Origin of the sequence: Bradyrhizobium sp. AZCC 2262 (assembly GCF_036924535.1) — a bacterium.
In the GTDB taxonomy this organism is placed as follows: domain Bacteria; phylum Pseudomonadota; class Alphaproteobacteria; order Rhizobiales; family Xanthobacteraceae; genus Bradyrhizobium.
Window position 1 is genome coordinate 1,400,620 of record NZ_JAZHRT010000001.1, and the last position, 15,254, is coordinate 1,415,873.

General features: G+C 61.7%; 15 protein-coding genes and 1 pseudogene. 4 read left to right on the plus strand and 12 right to left on the minus strand.

The window, feature by feature from the left end:
* Window positions 1-143: 143 nt before the first annotated feature.
* A complete protein-coding gene (gene groL, locus V1283_RS06470; protein ID WP_334385605.1) occupies window positions 144-1,787 on the minus strand; it encodes a chaperonin GroEL in 1,644 nt (547 codons plus the stop codon).
* 90 nt (window positions 1,788-1,877) lie between these two features.
* A complete protein-coding gene (locus V1283_RS06475) occupies window positions 1,878-2,195 on the minus strand; it encodes a co-chaperone GroES (RefSeq protein WP_212422108.1) in 318 nt (105 codons plus the stop codon).
* 382 nt (window positions 2,196-2,577) lie between these two features.
* On the opposite strand from V1283_RS06475, the gene V1283_RS06480 reads away from it, so the two are divergent.
* Window positions 2,578-2,865: an usg protein gene (locus V1283_RS06480; protein WP_212422107.1), complete on the plus strand. Its 288-nt coding sequence runs from the start codon at window positions 2,578-2,580 to the stop codon at window positions 2,863-2,865.
* 177 nt (window positions 2,866-3,042) lie between these two features.
* Window positions 3,043-3,582, plus strand: coding sequence for a cupin domain-containing protein (locus tag V1283_RS06485; RefSeq protein WP_334385606.1), 540 nt, complete (start codon window positions 3,043-3,045; stop codon window positions 3,580-3,582).
* 94 nt (window positions 3,583-3,676) lie between these two features.
* Here V1283_RS06485 and V1283_RS06490 read toward each other — a convergent pair whose 3' ends face one another.
* Entirely contained in the window at window positions 3,677-4,927 is a 1,251-nt protein-coding gene (locus tag V1283_RS06490) for a NupC/NupG family nucleoside CNT transporter (RefSeq protein WP_334385607.1), read from the minus strand.
* 111 nt (window positions 4,928-5,038) lie between these two features.
* On the opposite strand from V1283_RS06490, the gene V1283_RS06495 reads away from it, so the two are divergent.
* Complete coding sequence (locus V1283_RS06495; RefSeq protein WP_334385608.1) at window positions 5,039-6,262, plus strand: MFS transporter; 1,224 nt, start codon at window positions 5,039-5,041, stop codon at window positions 6,260-6,262.
* A 23-nt stretch (window positions 6,263-6,285) separates the two neighbouring features.
* Here the strand turns inward: V1283_RS06495 and V1283_RS06500 are convergent, their stop codons facing one another.
* The 6 genes and pseudogenes from V1283_RS06500 to V1283_RS06525 form a co-directional block, all read right to left on the minus strand.
* Entirely contained in the window at window positions 6,286-6,897 is a 612-nt protein-coding gene (locus V1283_RS06500) for a hypothetical protein (RefSeq protein ID WP_334385609.1), read from the minus strand.
* A gap of 283 nt (window positions 6,898-7,180) precedes the next feature.
* Window positions 7,181-7,945, minus strand: a complete 765-nt coding sequence (locus V1283_RS06505) for an SDR family oxidoreductase (RefSeq protein ID WP_334385610.1) — start codon at window positions 7,943-7,945, stop codon at window positions 7,181-7,183.
* 13 nt (window positions 7,946-7,958) lie between these two features.
* Window positions 7,959-8,717: a proteasome-type protease gene (locus V1283_RS06510; RefSeq protein WP_334385611.1), complete on the minus strand. Its 759-nt coding sequence runs from the start codon at window positions 8,715-8,717 to the stop codon at window positions 7,959-7,961.
* 245 nt (window positions 8,718-8,962) lie between these two features.
* Window positions 8,963-9,387 (minus strand): annotated as a pseudogene (locus V1283_RS06515) (carboxymuconolactone decarboxylase family protein).
* A gap of 101 nt (window positions 9,388-9,488) precedes the next feature.
* Window positions 9,489-10,628 (minus strand): acyl-CoA dehydrogenase family protein, encoded by a 1,140-nt coding sequence (locus V1283_RS06520; RefSeq protein ID WP_334385612.1) that lies wholly within the window; start codon window positions 10,626-10,628, stop codon window positions 9,489-9,491.
* Between the two features lie 262 nt (window positions 10,629-10,890).
* Window positions 10,891-11,703: a class I SAM-dependent methyltransferase gene (locus tag V1283_RS06525; protein WP_334385613.1), complete on the minus strand. Its 813-nt coding sequence runs from the start codon at window positions 11,701-11,703 to the stop codon at window positions 10,891-10,893.
* 69 nt (window positions 11,704-11,772) lie between these two features.
* Here V1283_RS06525 and V1283_RS06530 point away from each other — a divergent pair, with 69 nt between their 5' ends.
* Window positions 11,773-13,386 carry an ABC transporter substrate-binding protein gene (locus tag V1283_RS06530; RefSeq protein ID WP_334385614.1) on the plus strand — a complete coding sequence of 538 codons (1,614 nt, stop codon included), beginning with the start codon at window positions 11,773-11,775 and terminating at the stop codon, window positions 13,384-13,386.
* Here V1283_RS06530 and V1283_RS06535 read toward each other — a convergent pair whose 3' ends face one another.
* From V1283_RS06535 to V1283_RS06545, 3 genes are all read right to left on the minus strand, one after another.
* Window positions 13,387-13,566: a hypothetical protein gene (locus tag V1283_RS06535; RefSeq protein WP_334385615.1), complete on the minus strand. Its 180-nt coding sequence runs from the start codon at window positions 13,564-13,566 to the stop codon at window positions 13,387-13,389.
* Window positions 13,563-14,027, minus strand: coding sequence for a PepSY-associated TM helix domain-containing protein (locus tag V1283_RS06540; RefSeq protein WP_334385616.1), 465 nt, complete (start codon window positions 14,025-14,027; stop codon window positions 13,563-13,565). Before V1283_RS06540 ends, V1283_RS06535 begins: the two co-directional genes overlap by 4 nt.
* Window positions 14,028-14,293: 266 nt before the next feature.
* Window positions 14,294-15,136, minus strand: coding sequence for a transglutaminase family protein (locus V1283_RS06545; RefSeq protein ID WP_334385617.1), 843 nt, complete (start codon window positions 15,134-15,136; stop codon window positions 14,294-14,296).
* Between the last annotated feature and the right edge of the window lie 118 nt (window positions 15,137-15,254).

Genomic DNA, 15,254 nt, shown 5'->3' on the forward strand with positions numbered 1-15,254 from the left:
GGCGTCTTTTCTTCAGCGTGACGTTGCAACTTTGCGTCGGCGGTTACTGCGCAGTGGCGGCCGTCCGCGTCGTCTGCTCAAACAAAAACCCCGGCATCGCTGCCGGGGTTTTGCATTTCTTGGATATCGCCTGAGCGAATGGATCAGAAGTCCATGCCGCCCATGCCGCCGCCCGGAGGCATGCCGCCGCCGGCTGCGCCACCCTTCTTCGGCAGTTCGGCGATCATCGCTTCGGTGGTGATCAGGAGAGCCGCAACCGAAGCCGCGTTCTGAATCGCCGCACGAACCACCTTGGTCGGATCGATGATGCCCTTGGAGACCAGGTTGCCGTATTCGCCGGTCTGCGAGTCGAAGCCGTAAGCGTACTGCTCCTTCTCGAGGATCTTGCCGACGATGACCGAACCGTCCTCGCCTGCGTTGATCGCGATCTGGCGAGCCGGCCAGGAAAGCGCCTTGCGGACGATCTCGACGCCGGTCTTCTGGTCGTCGTTCTGGGTCTTGATGCGCTTGAGCTGCTCGGAGGCGCGGAGCAGGGCGACGCCGCCGCCCGGCACGATGCCTTCTTCAACCGCCGCACGGGTCGCATGCATTGCGTCATCCACGCGATCCTTGCGCTCCTTCACCTCGACTTCGGTCGCGCCGCCGACGCGGATCACGGCTACGCCGCCCGCGAGCTTGGCCAGACGCTCCTGCAGCTTCTCACGGTCGTAGTCCGAGGTGGTTTCCTCGATCTGCGCCTTGATCTGCTGGACGCGCGCCTCGATGTCGGCCTTCTTGCCGGCGCCGTTGACGATGGTGGTGTTTTCCTTGTCGATCATCACCTTCTTGGCGCGGCCGAGCATCTGCAGGGTGACGTTCTCGAGCTTGATGCCGAGATCTTCCGAGATCGCCTGACCACCGGTCAGAACCGCGATGTCCTGCAGCATGGCCTTACGGCGATCGCCGAAGCCCGGAGCCTTGACGGCAGCAACCTTGAGGCCGCCACGCAGACGGTTGACGACGAGGGTGGCGAGAGCTTCGCCTTCGACGTCTTCCGCGACGATGACCAGCGGCTTGCCGGTCTGCACCACGGCTTCAAGCAGCGGCAGCAGCTCGTTCAGCGAGGAGAGCTTCTTCTCGTTGATCAGGATGTAGGCGTCGTCCATCTCAACGCGCATCTTGTCGGCGTTGGTGACGAAGTAGGGCGAGATGTAGCCGCGGTCGAACTGCATGCCTTCGACGACGTCGAGTTCGGTCTCGAGCGACTTGGCTTCTTCAACCGTGATGACGCCCTCGTTGCCGACCTTCTTCATGGCGTCGGCGAGGAACTTGCCGATTTCGGCGTCGCCGTTGGCGGAGATGGTGCCGACCTGGGCGATTTCCTCGTTCGAGGTGACCTTCTTGGAGTTCTTGACGAGGTCGGCGACCACGGCTTCCACCGCCAGGTCGATACCGCGCTTCAGGTCCATCGGGTTCATGCCGGCGGCAACCGACTTGGCGCCTTCACGGACGATCGCAGCCGCCAGAACGGTCGCGGTGGTGGTGCCGTCGCCGGCAGCGTCTGCCGACTTGGAGGCGACTTCGCGCACCATCTGCGCGCCCATGTTCTCGAACTTGTCGTCGAGCTCGATCTCCTTGGCGACGGTGACGCCGTCCTTGGTGATGCGGGGAGCGCCGAACGACTTGTCGAGTACGACGTTGCGGCCCTTGGGGCCGAGCGTCACCTTGACGGCGTTGGCGAGAATGTCCACGCCGCGCAGCATGCGGTCGCGGGCATCGACGCCGAATTTTACTTCTTTAGCTGACATATTTGGTTTCCCTGAGTTGATGCTTGTCTCTCACCCTGTCGGGGAGGCGCCTTGCGGCGCTCCTCAGGGTGAGCGTTGCAGGCGAAGTGCTTAGGCAGCCTTCTTCTTGGTGCCGGCGGGGACGTCGAGCACGCCCATGATGTCGCTCTCCTTCATGATCAGGAGATCCTCACCGTCGATCTTGACCTCGGTGCCCGACCACTTGCCGAACAGGACGCGGTCGCCGACCTTGAGGTCGATCGGGATCAGCTTGCCGGCTTCGTCGCGGCCACCCGGGCCGACGGCGGTGATTTCGCCCTGTGAGGGCTTTTCCTTGGCACTATCCGGAATGATGATGCCGCCAGCAGTCTTCTCTTCGGCGTCGATGCGCTTGACCACGACGCGGTCGTGAAGCGGACGGAATTTCATGCAGTCCTCCTAAGTTTCTGAAGATGTTGTCAGATTCTGGAATTTTGGCAGTCCGGGCAGGCGAGTGCCAGCTCGGCTGCGGCTGATTTAGGCCAGTATTCTTCGGGGGACAAGGGCTTCTAGCAGAAAAATTGGCACTCAAATGTGACGCCTGCCAATTTCGTTAATCATGATTAATCCGGCGGGCGGAGTGTCCGGACCCCGTATTAGCACGTGCGGTAAGCTGCTGCTAACGCGTGAATTTTCAACAATTCATTAAACATTTAGGCTTGTGATGGGCTGGTCTCGTGCGTCACATTTCTCTCATGTGAGCGCATCTCCGCCGGGGTGGCTCGGTGTGTGGCCACCACGTGAAATGCGCTTCCAGCAATGGAGGTTTGGCATGGTGTCGCGGGTTGGAGTTGCTTCCGACGATTTCCGGAAGCAGGTGCTGGGTTACGGGCTGACGACGGCGCAAATCCTGTATCGGATGCCCGATCATCCCTCATTGCTGCAGACCTATGTCTGGCAGAATTACGATCTGTTTCCGAAATTTCCGGCGCTGAAGGATTTCCTCGCCTTCTGGCAGGAAAAGCTCGATGGCCCGCTTTATTCCGTAACGGTCGCGCATTCCAGGCTGATCAAGCCGGCCGAACTGCGCGCGGTCGACGGCGTGTTCAGGCTGCATTGAGTTGAGGGTGGGCAAAGCCACCGGGTCGCGCGAATGCGCGCTCGATGACAGGCTCCGCGTGCCCACCATGCCAAACATAGATCTCGCTCGTGACGGTGGGCACACTTCGCTTTGCCCACCCTACAAAATGCAATTCGTGTTAGCCTCCAATGCATCAACAAAAAAAGGGAGGCAACCATGGCCAAGCAGAAGGCGACATCACGACCCGCGGCGCAGCCCGCCGTGAAGAAGAAATGGTCGGGCCACAAGACGGCAGCCAAATCGCGCGCCCGCAAGGCCCTCAAATCCAAGGGACGCGTGTCGAAAGCCAAACCGGTCAAGAAAGCGCGGCCGAAGCAGCGCATCGCCATCAGCCATCACCGCGAGGAAGATTTTAAAGCCGACGGCCTGCGCACTTACGCAAAATACCGCGACCTCGGCATTGCGGACGCCACCCACGGCCTGGCGCAGGCGCATGTGATCCGCCTCCAGGGGCCGTGCAATCCGGCGGAAGTCTCAAAGCTGCATTTCCATGACGTCGAATTCCAGATGGTCTACGTGCTCAAGGGCTGGGTGAAGACCTACATGGAAGGGCAGGGTGAGACGCTGATGAAAGAGGGCAGCGCCTGGACCCAGCCGCCGCGCATCAAGCACCTGATCATGGATTATTCCGACGACGTCGAATTGCTGGAAGTGATTTTGCCGGCGGAGTTCAAGACGGTGGAATTGGCGAGTTGAGATGCCGTCATTCCGGGGCGATGCGAAGCATCGAACCCGGAATCTCGGGGTTCCGGGTTCGACGCTCTGCGTCGCCCCGGAACGACGAGAGGGTTCACGTCAACACCCCCACGACCGCGCCCATCAGGCACGTCGTCAGCGTGCCTGATACGATCGATTTGAGCCCCAGCGCATTGATCTCCTCGCGCCTTTCGGGCGCCATCGTCCCGAGGCCGCCGATCATGATGCCGAGGCTGGCAAAATTGGCAAAGCCGCACATTGCATAGAGCATGATCAGCCGTGAGCGCGGGTCGAGTGCATCGGTGCCGAGCTTTGACAGGTCGACATAGGCGATCAATTCGTTGAGCACGGTCTTGGTGCCCATCAGGCTGCCCGCCGTGATTGCCTGCGGCCAGGGCAAGCCCATCAGCCAGCATACCGGCGCCATCAGGTAGCCGAGCAGGCGCTGCAGCGAAATTTTGGCGCCGCCGATCTCGGGCAACAGCCCAAGAATGGCGTTGGCGAGGTAGACCAGCGCCACCAGCACCAGCAGCATGGCTATGATGTTCAGGAGCAGTTCAAGTCCCGCCGTGGTGCCCTTGGCGATGGCGTCCATCGTGGAGGAGGCGTGCATGTCGGGATCTTCCAACGATCCGCCCGTACGCTTGTCCGAAGTCTCCGGCACCATGATGAGGCTGACCAGGATAGCCGCCGGCGCGCCCAGCACGGATGCAATGACGAAATGCGCCGCGGCGTCCGGGATCAGCGGCGCGAGGAAGGTGGCGTACAGCACCAGTACGGTGCCGGCGATGCCGGCCATGCCGCCGGTCATGACCAGGAACAATTCGCTGCGCGTGAGCTGCGCCAGATAGGGGCGGATGAACAGCGGCGCCTCGACCATGCCGAGAAAGATATTGGCCGCGGTCGAAAGTCCCACCGCGCCGCCGACGCCGAGCGTGCGCTCCAATAGCCACGCCATGCCGCGCACGATGGGCGGCAGGATGCGCCAGTAGAACAGCAGCGTCGTCAGAACGCTCATGACCAGCACGATCGGCAGCGCCTGAAACGCCAGGATGAAATCCGCGCCCGGCGCCTTGAGGTCGAAGGGCAGGGCGCCTCCGCCGAGATAGCCGAACACGAAGGAGGTGCCGGTGCGTGTCGCCGCCGCGATAGTATTGACGGCGTCGTTGATGGCGCCGAACGCCCTTGCTACCGGCGGCAGCTTGAGCAGCACCAGCGCGGTGACGACGGTGACGGCCAGCCCAACCGCCATTTGCCGCAACGAAACCGCGCGGCGATTCTCGCCAAGCGCCCATGCGATCGCCAGCAACGCCAGCACGCCAAACGCCGATTGCAGTTGCAGCATGAATCCCCCAAAACCCCGGCATCGATTATGCCAGCGCCGCGCAGGCGCGCAATGCCGTGTTGCGGGGCTGCCCGTTGACATCTGCATCCCGCTCGGCCACCGCTCTTGCCCATGTCCTCGACGATGCCGGTCGGCGCCCGCGAACTGCTCAGGCACGGGCCGTTCCTGTTCTTTTTGTTGTCGCGCAGCCTGTCGCGCTTCGCCAGCCAGATCGCGGCGGTGGCGATCGGGTGGCAGATCTACGACATCACCGGCAGCGCCTTCCAGCTCGGCATGGTCGGGCTGGTGCAATTCCTGCCCACGGCGCTGCTGGTTTTTGTCGCTGGTCACGCCGCCGACCGGTTCGAGCGCAAACGCGTGGTGCAGCTTTGCCAGATCGCGGAAGCTGCGACCGCGCTGTTTCTGGCCGTCAGCACCTTTGCCGGCTGGCTCACTGTGACGCAGATATTCATCGCTACCTTCGTGATCGGCATCGCCGGCGCCTTCGAGAGCCCCGCCACAGCCGCGTTGCTGCCGCTGATCGCGCCAAAGAGCTCGGTGCAACGCGCGACCGCGATCTCCTCCGGCGCAGCCCAGGTCGCGACCATCACGGGACCTGCGCTCGGCGGGCTGGCCTATGTGTTCGCGCCGAGCCTGCCTTACTTCGTCATCGTCGTGTTCTGGCTGGCGGGCGCGGTTCTGACCGGCTTCATCCACACGACGAGGCAGGAACTTTCGAAAGCGGATGCGACCGCAGACGATGTGTTTGCCGGCGTCCGCTTCATTCGTAACAACCCGGCGATCCTCGGCACCATCTCGCTCGATCTTTTCGCCGTATTGCTCGGCGGCGTCACGGCGCTGTTGCCGATCTATGCGCGCGACATTCTGCAGACCGGCCCGCTCGGCCTAGGCATCCTGCGCGCCGCGCCCGCGGTCGGCTCGCTGCTGATGACCATCGTGCTGGCCCGCCACAGCATCAATCGCCATGTGGGGTTGCGGATGTTCCAGGCCGTGATCGTCTTTGGCGCGGCGACGGTGGTGTTCGCGTTTTCGCAGTGGATGTGGCTGTCGGTGCTGGCGCTGGCGCTGCTCGGCGCCGCTGACACGATCAGCGTCGTGATACGGTTTTCGCTGGTACAGCTTTCGACGCCCGACGAAATGCGCGGCCGGGTCGGCGCGGTCAATTTCCTGTTCATCAATGCCTCAAACCAGCTCGGCCAGTTCGAGAGCGGCGTCACCGCGGCGTTGTTCGGCACGGTGCCGGCCGCCGTGCTCGGCGGCGTCGGAACCATCGCGATCGCGCTGTTGTGGATGAAGCTGTTTCCGGCGCTAAGGAAGGTGGAGCGGCTGGAGTAGGGGCGAACTAGTTTCGACGAGCGCTATAACCCAAAATGCTTGCCGATCGTTACGGCAGCATCGGTTACTTTGATTGCGTCAGGCAAGAGATCGACTATCTCGCGCCACAGCGCCCTCAATGTTCCAGAACTGCTTTTCTCGCTAACGTTTTTGTTGAAGTCGTTGAAAATGGCCTTAGATGCTTCGGTGCCGTGGCTCTCGATGTAACCGGCAATCGTTTCCAGGGCGTCCTCTAGTTTTGGGTCGTCTTTCTTCAGTTCTTGGATTGAGTGGTTGAGAAAGTCGCCACTAACAACGTTCGTTGTCACTGTGCCATGCCCAGAGGCTGTAATGTTATAGGTGTTTTGATTTATTATTTGTTGACCGAGGGCCTTCGCTTGCGCGCCTGTTATAATTTTGTCTAACCGTTGGTCGTGGCGTGCCATGGTGCGTGCCTGTTCGATAGTGGCTTGCGCTACAAGTTCAGCGCGTTTGTCGAGATGATGCCTTTTGAATAGTTCGTCTCTCTCTGCCGCTCGGTCCTCTGCCTTTACCGCTCGCCAGCCCAACAGTCCTAAGATCGGAACGACAAGGAATCCAATGCTGGCCACCTGCCAATAGAATGCGGCGGCCACTAACACGACGAGGACGGCCAACACTGTCCACCCGAGAAATCTGAAATACCTGCGATTTCTGTAGTAGGAACGGGGATCGTAGACCCGATAATATGGGTACTCGAGATCTAGATTGATCCTTCTAAAATCGCTCTCGTTGTTCATTTTTGGAAATCAATTCGAGCCGCAACAAGAACGGCCGGGCTACAATTTTAGCCAGTTTGGCTGCTTGGCGCAATAAATCAACTTTTAATTGTTCGTTTTGGCGAGAGATGACACGCGAAGGATTGCTTCGCGCGTCAGCCTGTCGACGCACAGCGGTCGATCAACCCCGTCCGACGAACGGCATCTTGCTGGCCATCACCGTCATGAACAGCACGTTGGCATCCAACGGTAGTCCAGCCATGTAGGCGACCGCGTCGCCAACCGCTTTCGCGTCCATGCGCGGTTCGTGCTTCATCGTGCCGTCGGGCTGCATCACGCCGGGGCCGGCGACCATGCGGTCCGTCATCGGGGTCGCGGCGTTGCCGATGTCGACCTGGCCGACCGCGATGTCGTACATGCGGCCGTCGAGATTGGAGGCCTTGGTCAGGCCGGTGATCGCGTGCTTGGTTGACGTATAGGCGGCTGAGAACGGCCGTGGCGCGTGTGCCGAGATCGAGCCGTTGTTGATGATGCGGCCGCCGCGCGGGTTCTGGTCCTTCATGATGCGGAAGGCGTGCTGGGTGCACAAAAACGGGCCGGTGAGGTTGGTGTTCACCACCGCCTGCCACTGTTCGACGCTGAGATCCTCGAAATTGACCGGCGGCGCGCCCATGCCGGCATTGTTGAAGAGAACATCCAGCCGGCCATAGGTGTCCATCACCTTGGCGAACAGGGCGGCGATCGAGCCGGGGTTGGTCATGTCGGCGGACACGCACAGGCTCTTGCCGACATTGTCGCCGAGCTTCTTGGTTTCTTCCAGCATCTCCATGCGGCGTCCGGCAAGCACCACGGTGAAGCCGGCATTCATCAGCGCCAGCGATGCGGCGCGCCCGACGCCGGTGCCGGCACCGGTGACGATTGCGATCTTGTTTGTTGCGTCGGCCATGGTTTCCTCGCCTTCAGTTTTTTGCTTCTGTTTCGGATTTATAGGGTGGTCTTGGAATATTCTGGTGCGCGGCGCGCAGGGCCGCCGACCAGCGCGAGCGCAGGTCGTGGAAATAAGGCTCGCCCGCCTCGATGCGGTGGTTGAGGTCGGCCTCGCAGGCATCCGCACGCACGACCAGCACGTCGATCGGCAGGCCGACGCCGAGGTTGGACCGCATGGTCGAATCCATCGAGATCAGGCCGGTCTTCAGCGCTTCATACAGTTCGACATCGTAATGCATCGCGCGGTCGAGCACCGGCTTGCCGTATTTGTGCTCGCCGATCTGCAAGTAGGGCGTATCGGTGGTGCATTCGATGAAATTGCCGGCGGTGTAGACCATGAACAGCCGCATGCGCGAGCCCTTGATCTGCCCGCCGAACAGGAAAGAGACGTCGAAGGAGACGTCTTCGGAGCGCAGCGCCGGGCCTTCGGTGGCGTGGACCAGGCGGATCGCCCGCCCGATGCGCTGCGCCGCCTGGAACATGGTCGGCGCGTTCATCAGCGTCTCGACCTCGCCGGTGGTGGGGTCTTCGATGCCCTCGGTCAATGTCGACAGCACGGACTGGCTGATCGCCAGATTGCCGGCGCTGGCAATCGCCATGATGCGCTCGCCGGGTTTGGAGAAAATATGCAGCTTGCGGAAGGTCGAGACGTTGTCGAGGCCGGCATTGGTGCGGGTATCCGCGATCATGACGAGACCGTCCCGCACCAGAATTCCGCAACAATAGGTCATTCCCGATCCCCGAACCGTCCTAATTCCGGCGGGCAACTAGTAGCCAATTTCAGGGTGTCATCCAACCCCCATTCCCCGTGGCGCGTCATGCTCCCATTGGTTAAAAAGGGGCTCGCCCCGGGCGGATGGGGTCCAGCACCGAACTTGATTGGCGTATCGGCTGCGGCACCGGTTTTGACGGAGGCATTTGGTGCGATCGCCTGCTTCCCGGAAGACGTCATCGCGGTCCAATTGGGGCCGGATGGTCACGATTCCGGTGTTCGTCCTGCCGGCGCATCCACTAGAAATGCGTCGTCGACCGGTACGCCAAGTGCAGTGACGAGCCGGTTGGTCTCTGCAGCCATGCCGACGATGGCGATCATCTCGCGATATTCCGCCTCGGTCATGCCCTTGGCCCGTGCGCCGGCGGTGTGTGAATGAATGCAGTAGTTGCAGCCATGGGCAACTGAAACGGCGACGTAGAGCATTTCCTTGACCTTGGGTTCCAGCGCGCCCGGCGCCATCACCTCCTTGATGCTCTCCCAGGTCCGGCGAAGCGTTCGGGGATCATGGGCCAGCGCGCGCCAGAAGTTATTGACGAAACCGACTGCCGCGTCTTGCGAATGTCGTCGAAGACGGCGCGCGCCTCGCTTGAGAGTTCATCATCGGAAAGCAGCTTCACGGTCGCCATGGCCGGTCTCGCGGATTTGTTGCGATGCGCCGCTATCATAGCACGGGATGGTGCCGGGTTGCTCCGATATGCGTGGTTCTTCCAGACGTCGGGCGGCTTCGTTAGGCCTCGTCAGCCGAACGTTGCAAGACCAGTTTGCCCACACTGGCGTACTGCCTTTGCTGCGCGATAGCGTGCTGGGCCGCGACGTGAAGGTCGCGCAAGCGCCGCTGCAGCGGAGAAGTCTCGTAGAGCGCGCTGCTTCCACCAAGCGCAAAACACGCGTCCGCTACGCCAACGCAGGTGGTTGCAATCCAGACTGCGGCTTGTGTTCCGTCAATGAGGAGGCCTTCGTCCTGCAGCGTTCCGGCCAGTGCGTGATCCCAATGACTCGCGGCCTGCACTTTGTGAAAGGCCTGCGCCGCCCTGACGCCGGCAGAAATCCGGCCGAGTTCGAACTGGAACGTCTCGGATTCCCGCATCGGCGTGGCCGCGTATAGCTGTTGCCTTCCGGTATTGGCGAGCGCGACCAGTTCATCGATGGTGCCCACGGCCGCGCCCACCGAGAACGCGCCATGGAACAGCGGCAGAAGTTGCCGGAATGCTTGATACATCGGGCCCGGCACACAGGCCGCGCCATCCTCCAGATCGAAGAAGTTGGCTTCCGGAACGAATGCATCCCGCAGCGCAATGTGGTGGCTACCGGTTCCCTTCAGCCCGGCTGCATGCCAGGTGTCCTCGATTTCCCAGTCGTCCGCCGGTATCAAAAAGCCACGCATCATCGGCTTCCCGTGCGGGCCGGTGACCGGTTGGCCGTCCTTGGTGATCTTGCAGACTGCGCCCATCCAATCGGCGTGCTTGCAGCCGCTGGCGAACGGCCATCGGCCGTTGACCCGAAAGCCGTTGGCCGTCGGCTCTGCCGTTCCGGTCGGCTGGGAAGATCCGCAGACGGCCACGTCGGGTCCATTCTGATAAATGCGATCGTAGATTTCGCGTCGTGCCAAGGTTGCGAAAAGACTGCCAGCGCACGCCACCATCGAGGTCCAGCCGAGCGAGCCGTCTAGCCGGGCAAGAGCGGTGATGACCTCAAGCCCCTCTGGCAAAGTCAGCTCCAGCCCCTCATGACTCCTTGGCACAAAAAGACGAAACATGCCGATCGATCTCAGCCGATCCACCAGGTCGGACGGAATGCGGCGTGCCGCTTCGATCTCGGCCGCACGTGCGGTGATCTCTGACGCCAGTTCCCGGATGCCGGCAAGCAAATTCTCGTTTGTGGTGCGCGCTGTGAGGGACCGGGGGTGACGAAGCGGGCTTTGAAGGCGCATCTGTTTCGAACCTCTCGTGAAAAAAACGTCGCAAGGGAGGTTGCAGAAGGCGCGCTACGGGACGGTTTCAGCGAGCCTGATGCCTGACTACAGCTGTAACGAGGTTGTCGTGATTACGGCAAAGTGACGGACCCGGCTCGCTTTCATCATGGGTGCGAATAGTCGTCCTGCCTCCATGAGGCGGTGCGGCCGGCAGGTCCTAGGTCCACGCCATGATAACCTGCGCCTGGATCTTGGCCGCAACCTCGCCGCTGCCATGCTTGCGCGCGATGGCGGAGGCGGCGTGTTCGGTGGCGGCCTCGAGTTTGTCGGCGCCCCGGGACTCGATCTCGTTGCGCAGCGGTGTGCCCTGGCAATAGGCGACCGCCACCTGATGGGGCGAGGGCGCGCGGCTCTCCTCTGCTTTGGTTTCGATCGTGACGTTCGAGAACCCTGCCTTGGCCAGATCGCTGCGGATCAGCGCGGTGTCATGATAGCCATGCGGTGTGCGGGCCATGAAGCGCGGAGGATCGTCCGGGAAGAATTCCGCAAGCGCGTTCGTCACGTCGTCCGCGAACACGTTTTCCTCGATGCGGTCCCATGCGTTGAACAGGAAAGTTCCTCCCGGTTTGAGCACGCGCCGGGCCTCGCGATAGGCGGACGGCCGATCGGGAAAGAACATCACGCCGAACTGGCAGCAAACCAGATCGAAAGCGGCATCCTCGAATGGCAGCGCCTGCGCGTCGGCCTGGCGCCAGGTGAGGCGGTCATCTTGTTCTTGCCGCGTGGCGGCATAATCGAGCATCGGCTGGTTGAGGTCGGTCACGACATAGCGCGCATCGGGTGAAAGCATCGGCGCCAGCGCACGCGTCACAACGCCGCTGCCCGCCGCCATTTCCAGCACGGCTTTGGGCGAAAGTGCGGCAGCCCTTTGCGCCATATCCCGGGCGTAGCTCTCGAAGATCAGGGGGACCATATAGCGGTCATAGTTTTCCGGAATCGAGCCCGCAAAAATCTTGTCGCCTGCTGACATGGCCTGTCCCCTGCGTTACGGTTCGGCCTCGCGCCGTTCCACAGAAAAAGAAAATACAGGGGAGGCTGAATGCGCACCAGCAATTTGCCGGGCAGGTTACACGCCACGTTCATGATGCTCTTTTGCATCGCACTGGTTGCCGCAAGCCCCGCCGCAGCGCAGAAAAAAGGCGGCACGCTCAGGCTCTATCACAACGACAATCCGCCCTCGACCTCGCTGCACGAGGAAGCGACGATCGCCTCGGTGACGCCATTTGCCGCGATTTTCAATAATCTCGTGGTGTTCGATCCCGCAAAAGTCCACGAAAGCATCGATACCGTCATTCCCGATCTGGCCGAAAGCTGGTCGTGGGATTCCACCAACACCAAGCTGACCTTCAAGCTTCGGCAGGGTGTGAAATGGCACGACGGCCAGCCGTTCACGGCCAAGGACGTGCAGTGCACCTGGCGCATGCTGATCGGCAAGACCGAGACCCAGGACTTCAAGCGCAATCCGCGAAAAGTCTGGTACACGAAGCTGCAGGACGTCAGCGTCAACGGCGATTACGAGGCGACGTTCGAGCTGAGCGAGCCGCAGCCGAGCCTGCCGGTGCTGCTGGCGAGCGCATTTTCCCCGGTCTATCCCTGCCATGTGTCGCAACAGGTGATGCGCACCAAGCCGGTTGGCACCGGGCCGTTCAAATTCGTCGAATTCAAGCGCGGCGAGTCGGTTCGTCTGGTGCGCAATCCCGATTACTGGAAGAAGGATCGTCCGTATCTCGACGAGATCACGTTCCGGATGATCGACAGCCGCGCCACGCGCATGCTGGCGTTCGCCACCGGCGACTATGACATCACCTTTCCCTCCGACGTCAGCATTCCCTTGATGAAGGACATCAAGGCACGCGCGCCGAACGCGATCTGCGAGATGACGGCCACGGGAGTTCAGATCAATCTGATGGTCAATCGCGTCAACCCGCCGTTCGACAATCCGGATATCCGAAAGGCCATGTCGCTGGCGCTTGATCGCAAGCCCTTCAACACGATCCTGATGGAGGGGTTGGCGCGGATGGGCGGGGCCATGCTGGCGAAACCCGATGGTGAGTGGGGCATGCCGCCTGAAATGGTGTCATCGCTGACCGGCTACGGCCCGAATACCGAAAAGAACATCGCCGAGGCGCAGGCGATCATGCAGAAGCTCGGCTACAGCGACGCAAAACCGCTGCAGATCAAGATCCAGACCCGCAACCTGCCGACCTATCGCGATCCCGCCGTGATCCTGACCGATCAGCTCAAGAAGATCTACATCACGAGCGAGCTCGACATACTCGACACGCCGCGCTGGTACGCGCGGCTGGCAAAGAAGGACTACACGATCGGGTTGAACTTGACCGGCGTCAGCGTCGACGATCCCGACGGCAACATCGTCGAGAACTATTCCTGCAAGTCGGAGCGCAACTACACGCAGTATTGCAACGCCGACGTCGACAGGCTGCTGGCCGCGCAATCGAGCGAACTCGACAGGGAGAAGCGCAGGAAAATGGTCTGGGACGTCGAGCAGCTGCTGGTCGAGGACGCCGCGCGGCCGATCATTCTGCACTCATCGGCCGCCAATTGCTGGCAGCCTTACGTGAAGAATTTTCGGCCGCACGACAACAGCCAGTACAATAATCTCAGGTTCGAGGACGTATGGCTGGATAAGTGATCAGGCGGCGCGGCTGGTCTTCCAGCCGAGGACGCCCAGCGGAATTGCCAGCGCCACCCATGACAGCGCGTCCCAGCCATCGTCTCCGAACAGCGCCGAGGCCAGCCCAACGACGGTGAGCACCCCGAGCCAGAGCGGCCAGCGAAAGATGTCTTCCGCGGTCTGGCGCAGGCGGTTCACGAGCCGACCCCGGATGCGGCGGCGACAGCCGGCCGCTCCGCGGCGTGCGTAGCGACGCGGGGAGATTTGCGCTTGCCGAGCCAGAGATAAAGGCCGCTCGCGAGCACGACGATGGCGGCGAGATCGAGCAGCGCCCAGATGATCTTCAGCGGCAGGCCGCCGTAATCTCCGAAATGCAGCGGGCGCGACACCTGCAATGCCGTAGATACCACGGCAGGCCGCGGGCGGTGACGAGCTGCCCGGTTTCGGCATCGAGCATCGCGGGCGTGAACCGATGCGTTGCGCCGCACCTGAACCGGACGTTGCGCGCGTTGCGTCTCTCGAAGTTCGAAAGCTGGAACAATTCTTAGAAGATTTCGAATGTCGTCGTTAACTGATCGACAACGCTTTTGAATCCGTTCGCGCACGCGACACACGTGACAAGATCGCTTGTTATAAGTCGCGCCAAATATGCTGCGCACTGTGATTAAACAAACACATGGATTGCTACGATCGCGAGTATCGCGAGGTACGCTTCAACTGTCTGGTTGGGAGACTGGTCGGCAAAATATCGCGGGCGAGACGAATCGCGTTCGCGCGAAACAGCGGCTATCCCGTCATTGCGAGCGAAGTGAAGCGATCCGTGACGCCGCGCGACTGAAGATGGATTGCTTCGTGGCGACGCTCCCTTGCGCAAACGCTTCGCGTTTGTCGCAGGCAATGACGGGGATAGGCCTATGAATGAATGCTACGACTGCGACTGGCTTTGCCACTGGCCGGGGCGCCCGGCCTGTTCGACCTTGACCGCCACCGTCAATGTTTCCGCGCCGCCGCCATAGCGGGTGCCGCGCACCGGCGCCGCGCCGAGATAATCGAGTCCGATGGCGACACGGGCGTGGGTATCGGTAGTGCAGATGCCGTTGGCGGCGTCGAAGCCGACCCAGCCGAGGTCAGGCACGTAGGCTTCCGCCCAGGCGTGGCCGGCTTGCTGGTGAGTGGTGCCGTCGGAGCGCAGGAAGTGCCCGGAGACGAAGCGCGCCGGCACGCCGCCGGAGCGGGCGCAGGCGATGAAGATATGCGCATAGTCCTGGCAGACGCCGCGCCTGAGCGCAAAAGCTTCCGCCGCTGATGTCCCTGAATTGGTGGGGTCCTCGTCGAACGTCATGTGCTCGTTGATCTGCACCATCAGCGCGTGCAGGAAGCCGAGCACGTCGCCGTCGGATTCCGAGCGCATCTCGCGGACAAATGTCGCCATCGCCGGGTTGACTTCGGTCAGCGCCGTCTGGCGCAGGAACAGGCTTGGCGGGAACCGCTCGTCGGTGCCGCGCAGCACGCCGCCGGTATCGTGGGTCTCGATCAGGCCCTCGACATGGATGGTGAGGTCGGCGATCGGGCCGTGTGTCAGCACATGCGTGACGTTGCCGAATGCGTCCTGATGCATGTCGAGCCGGGAGTCTGTGGAGACGTCGATCTGCCATTCGGCGACATATTGCCCGTCATGGCTGCCTGGCGTCATGCGCAGGATCTGGATCACGCCCGAGGCCGGGGGCTCGTAGCGATAGTTGGTGGAATGGGCAATTCGCAGGCGCATGGCGGAACCAAGATTGAAGTTGTGATCGTCATGCCCGGGCTAAAGCGCAAAGCGCGTCTTTGCGCAAGATGTCCCGGGCATCACGTCTTTCTTCACTCAGTGGGCATAGCAAGACGTG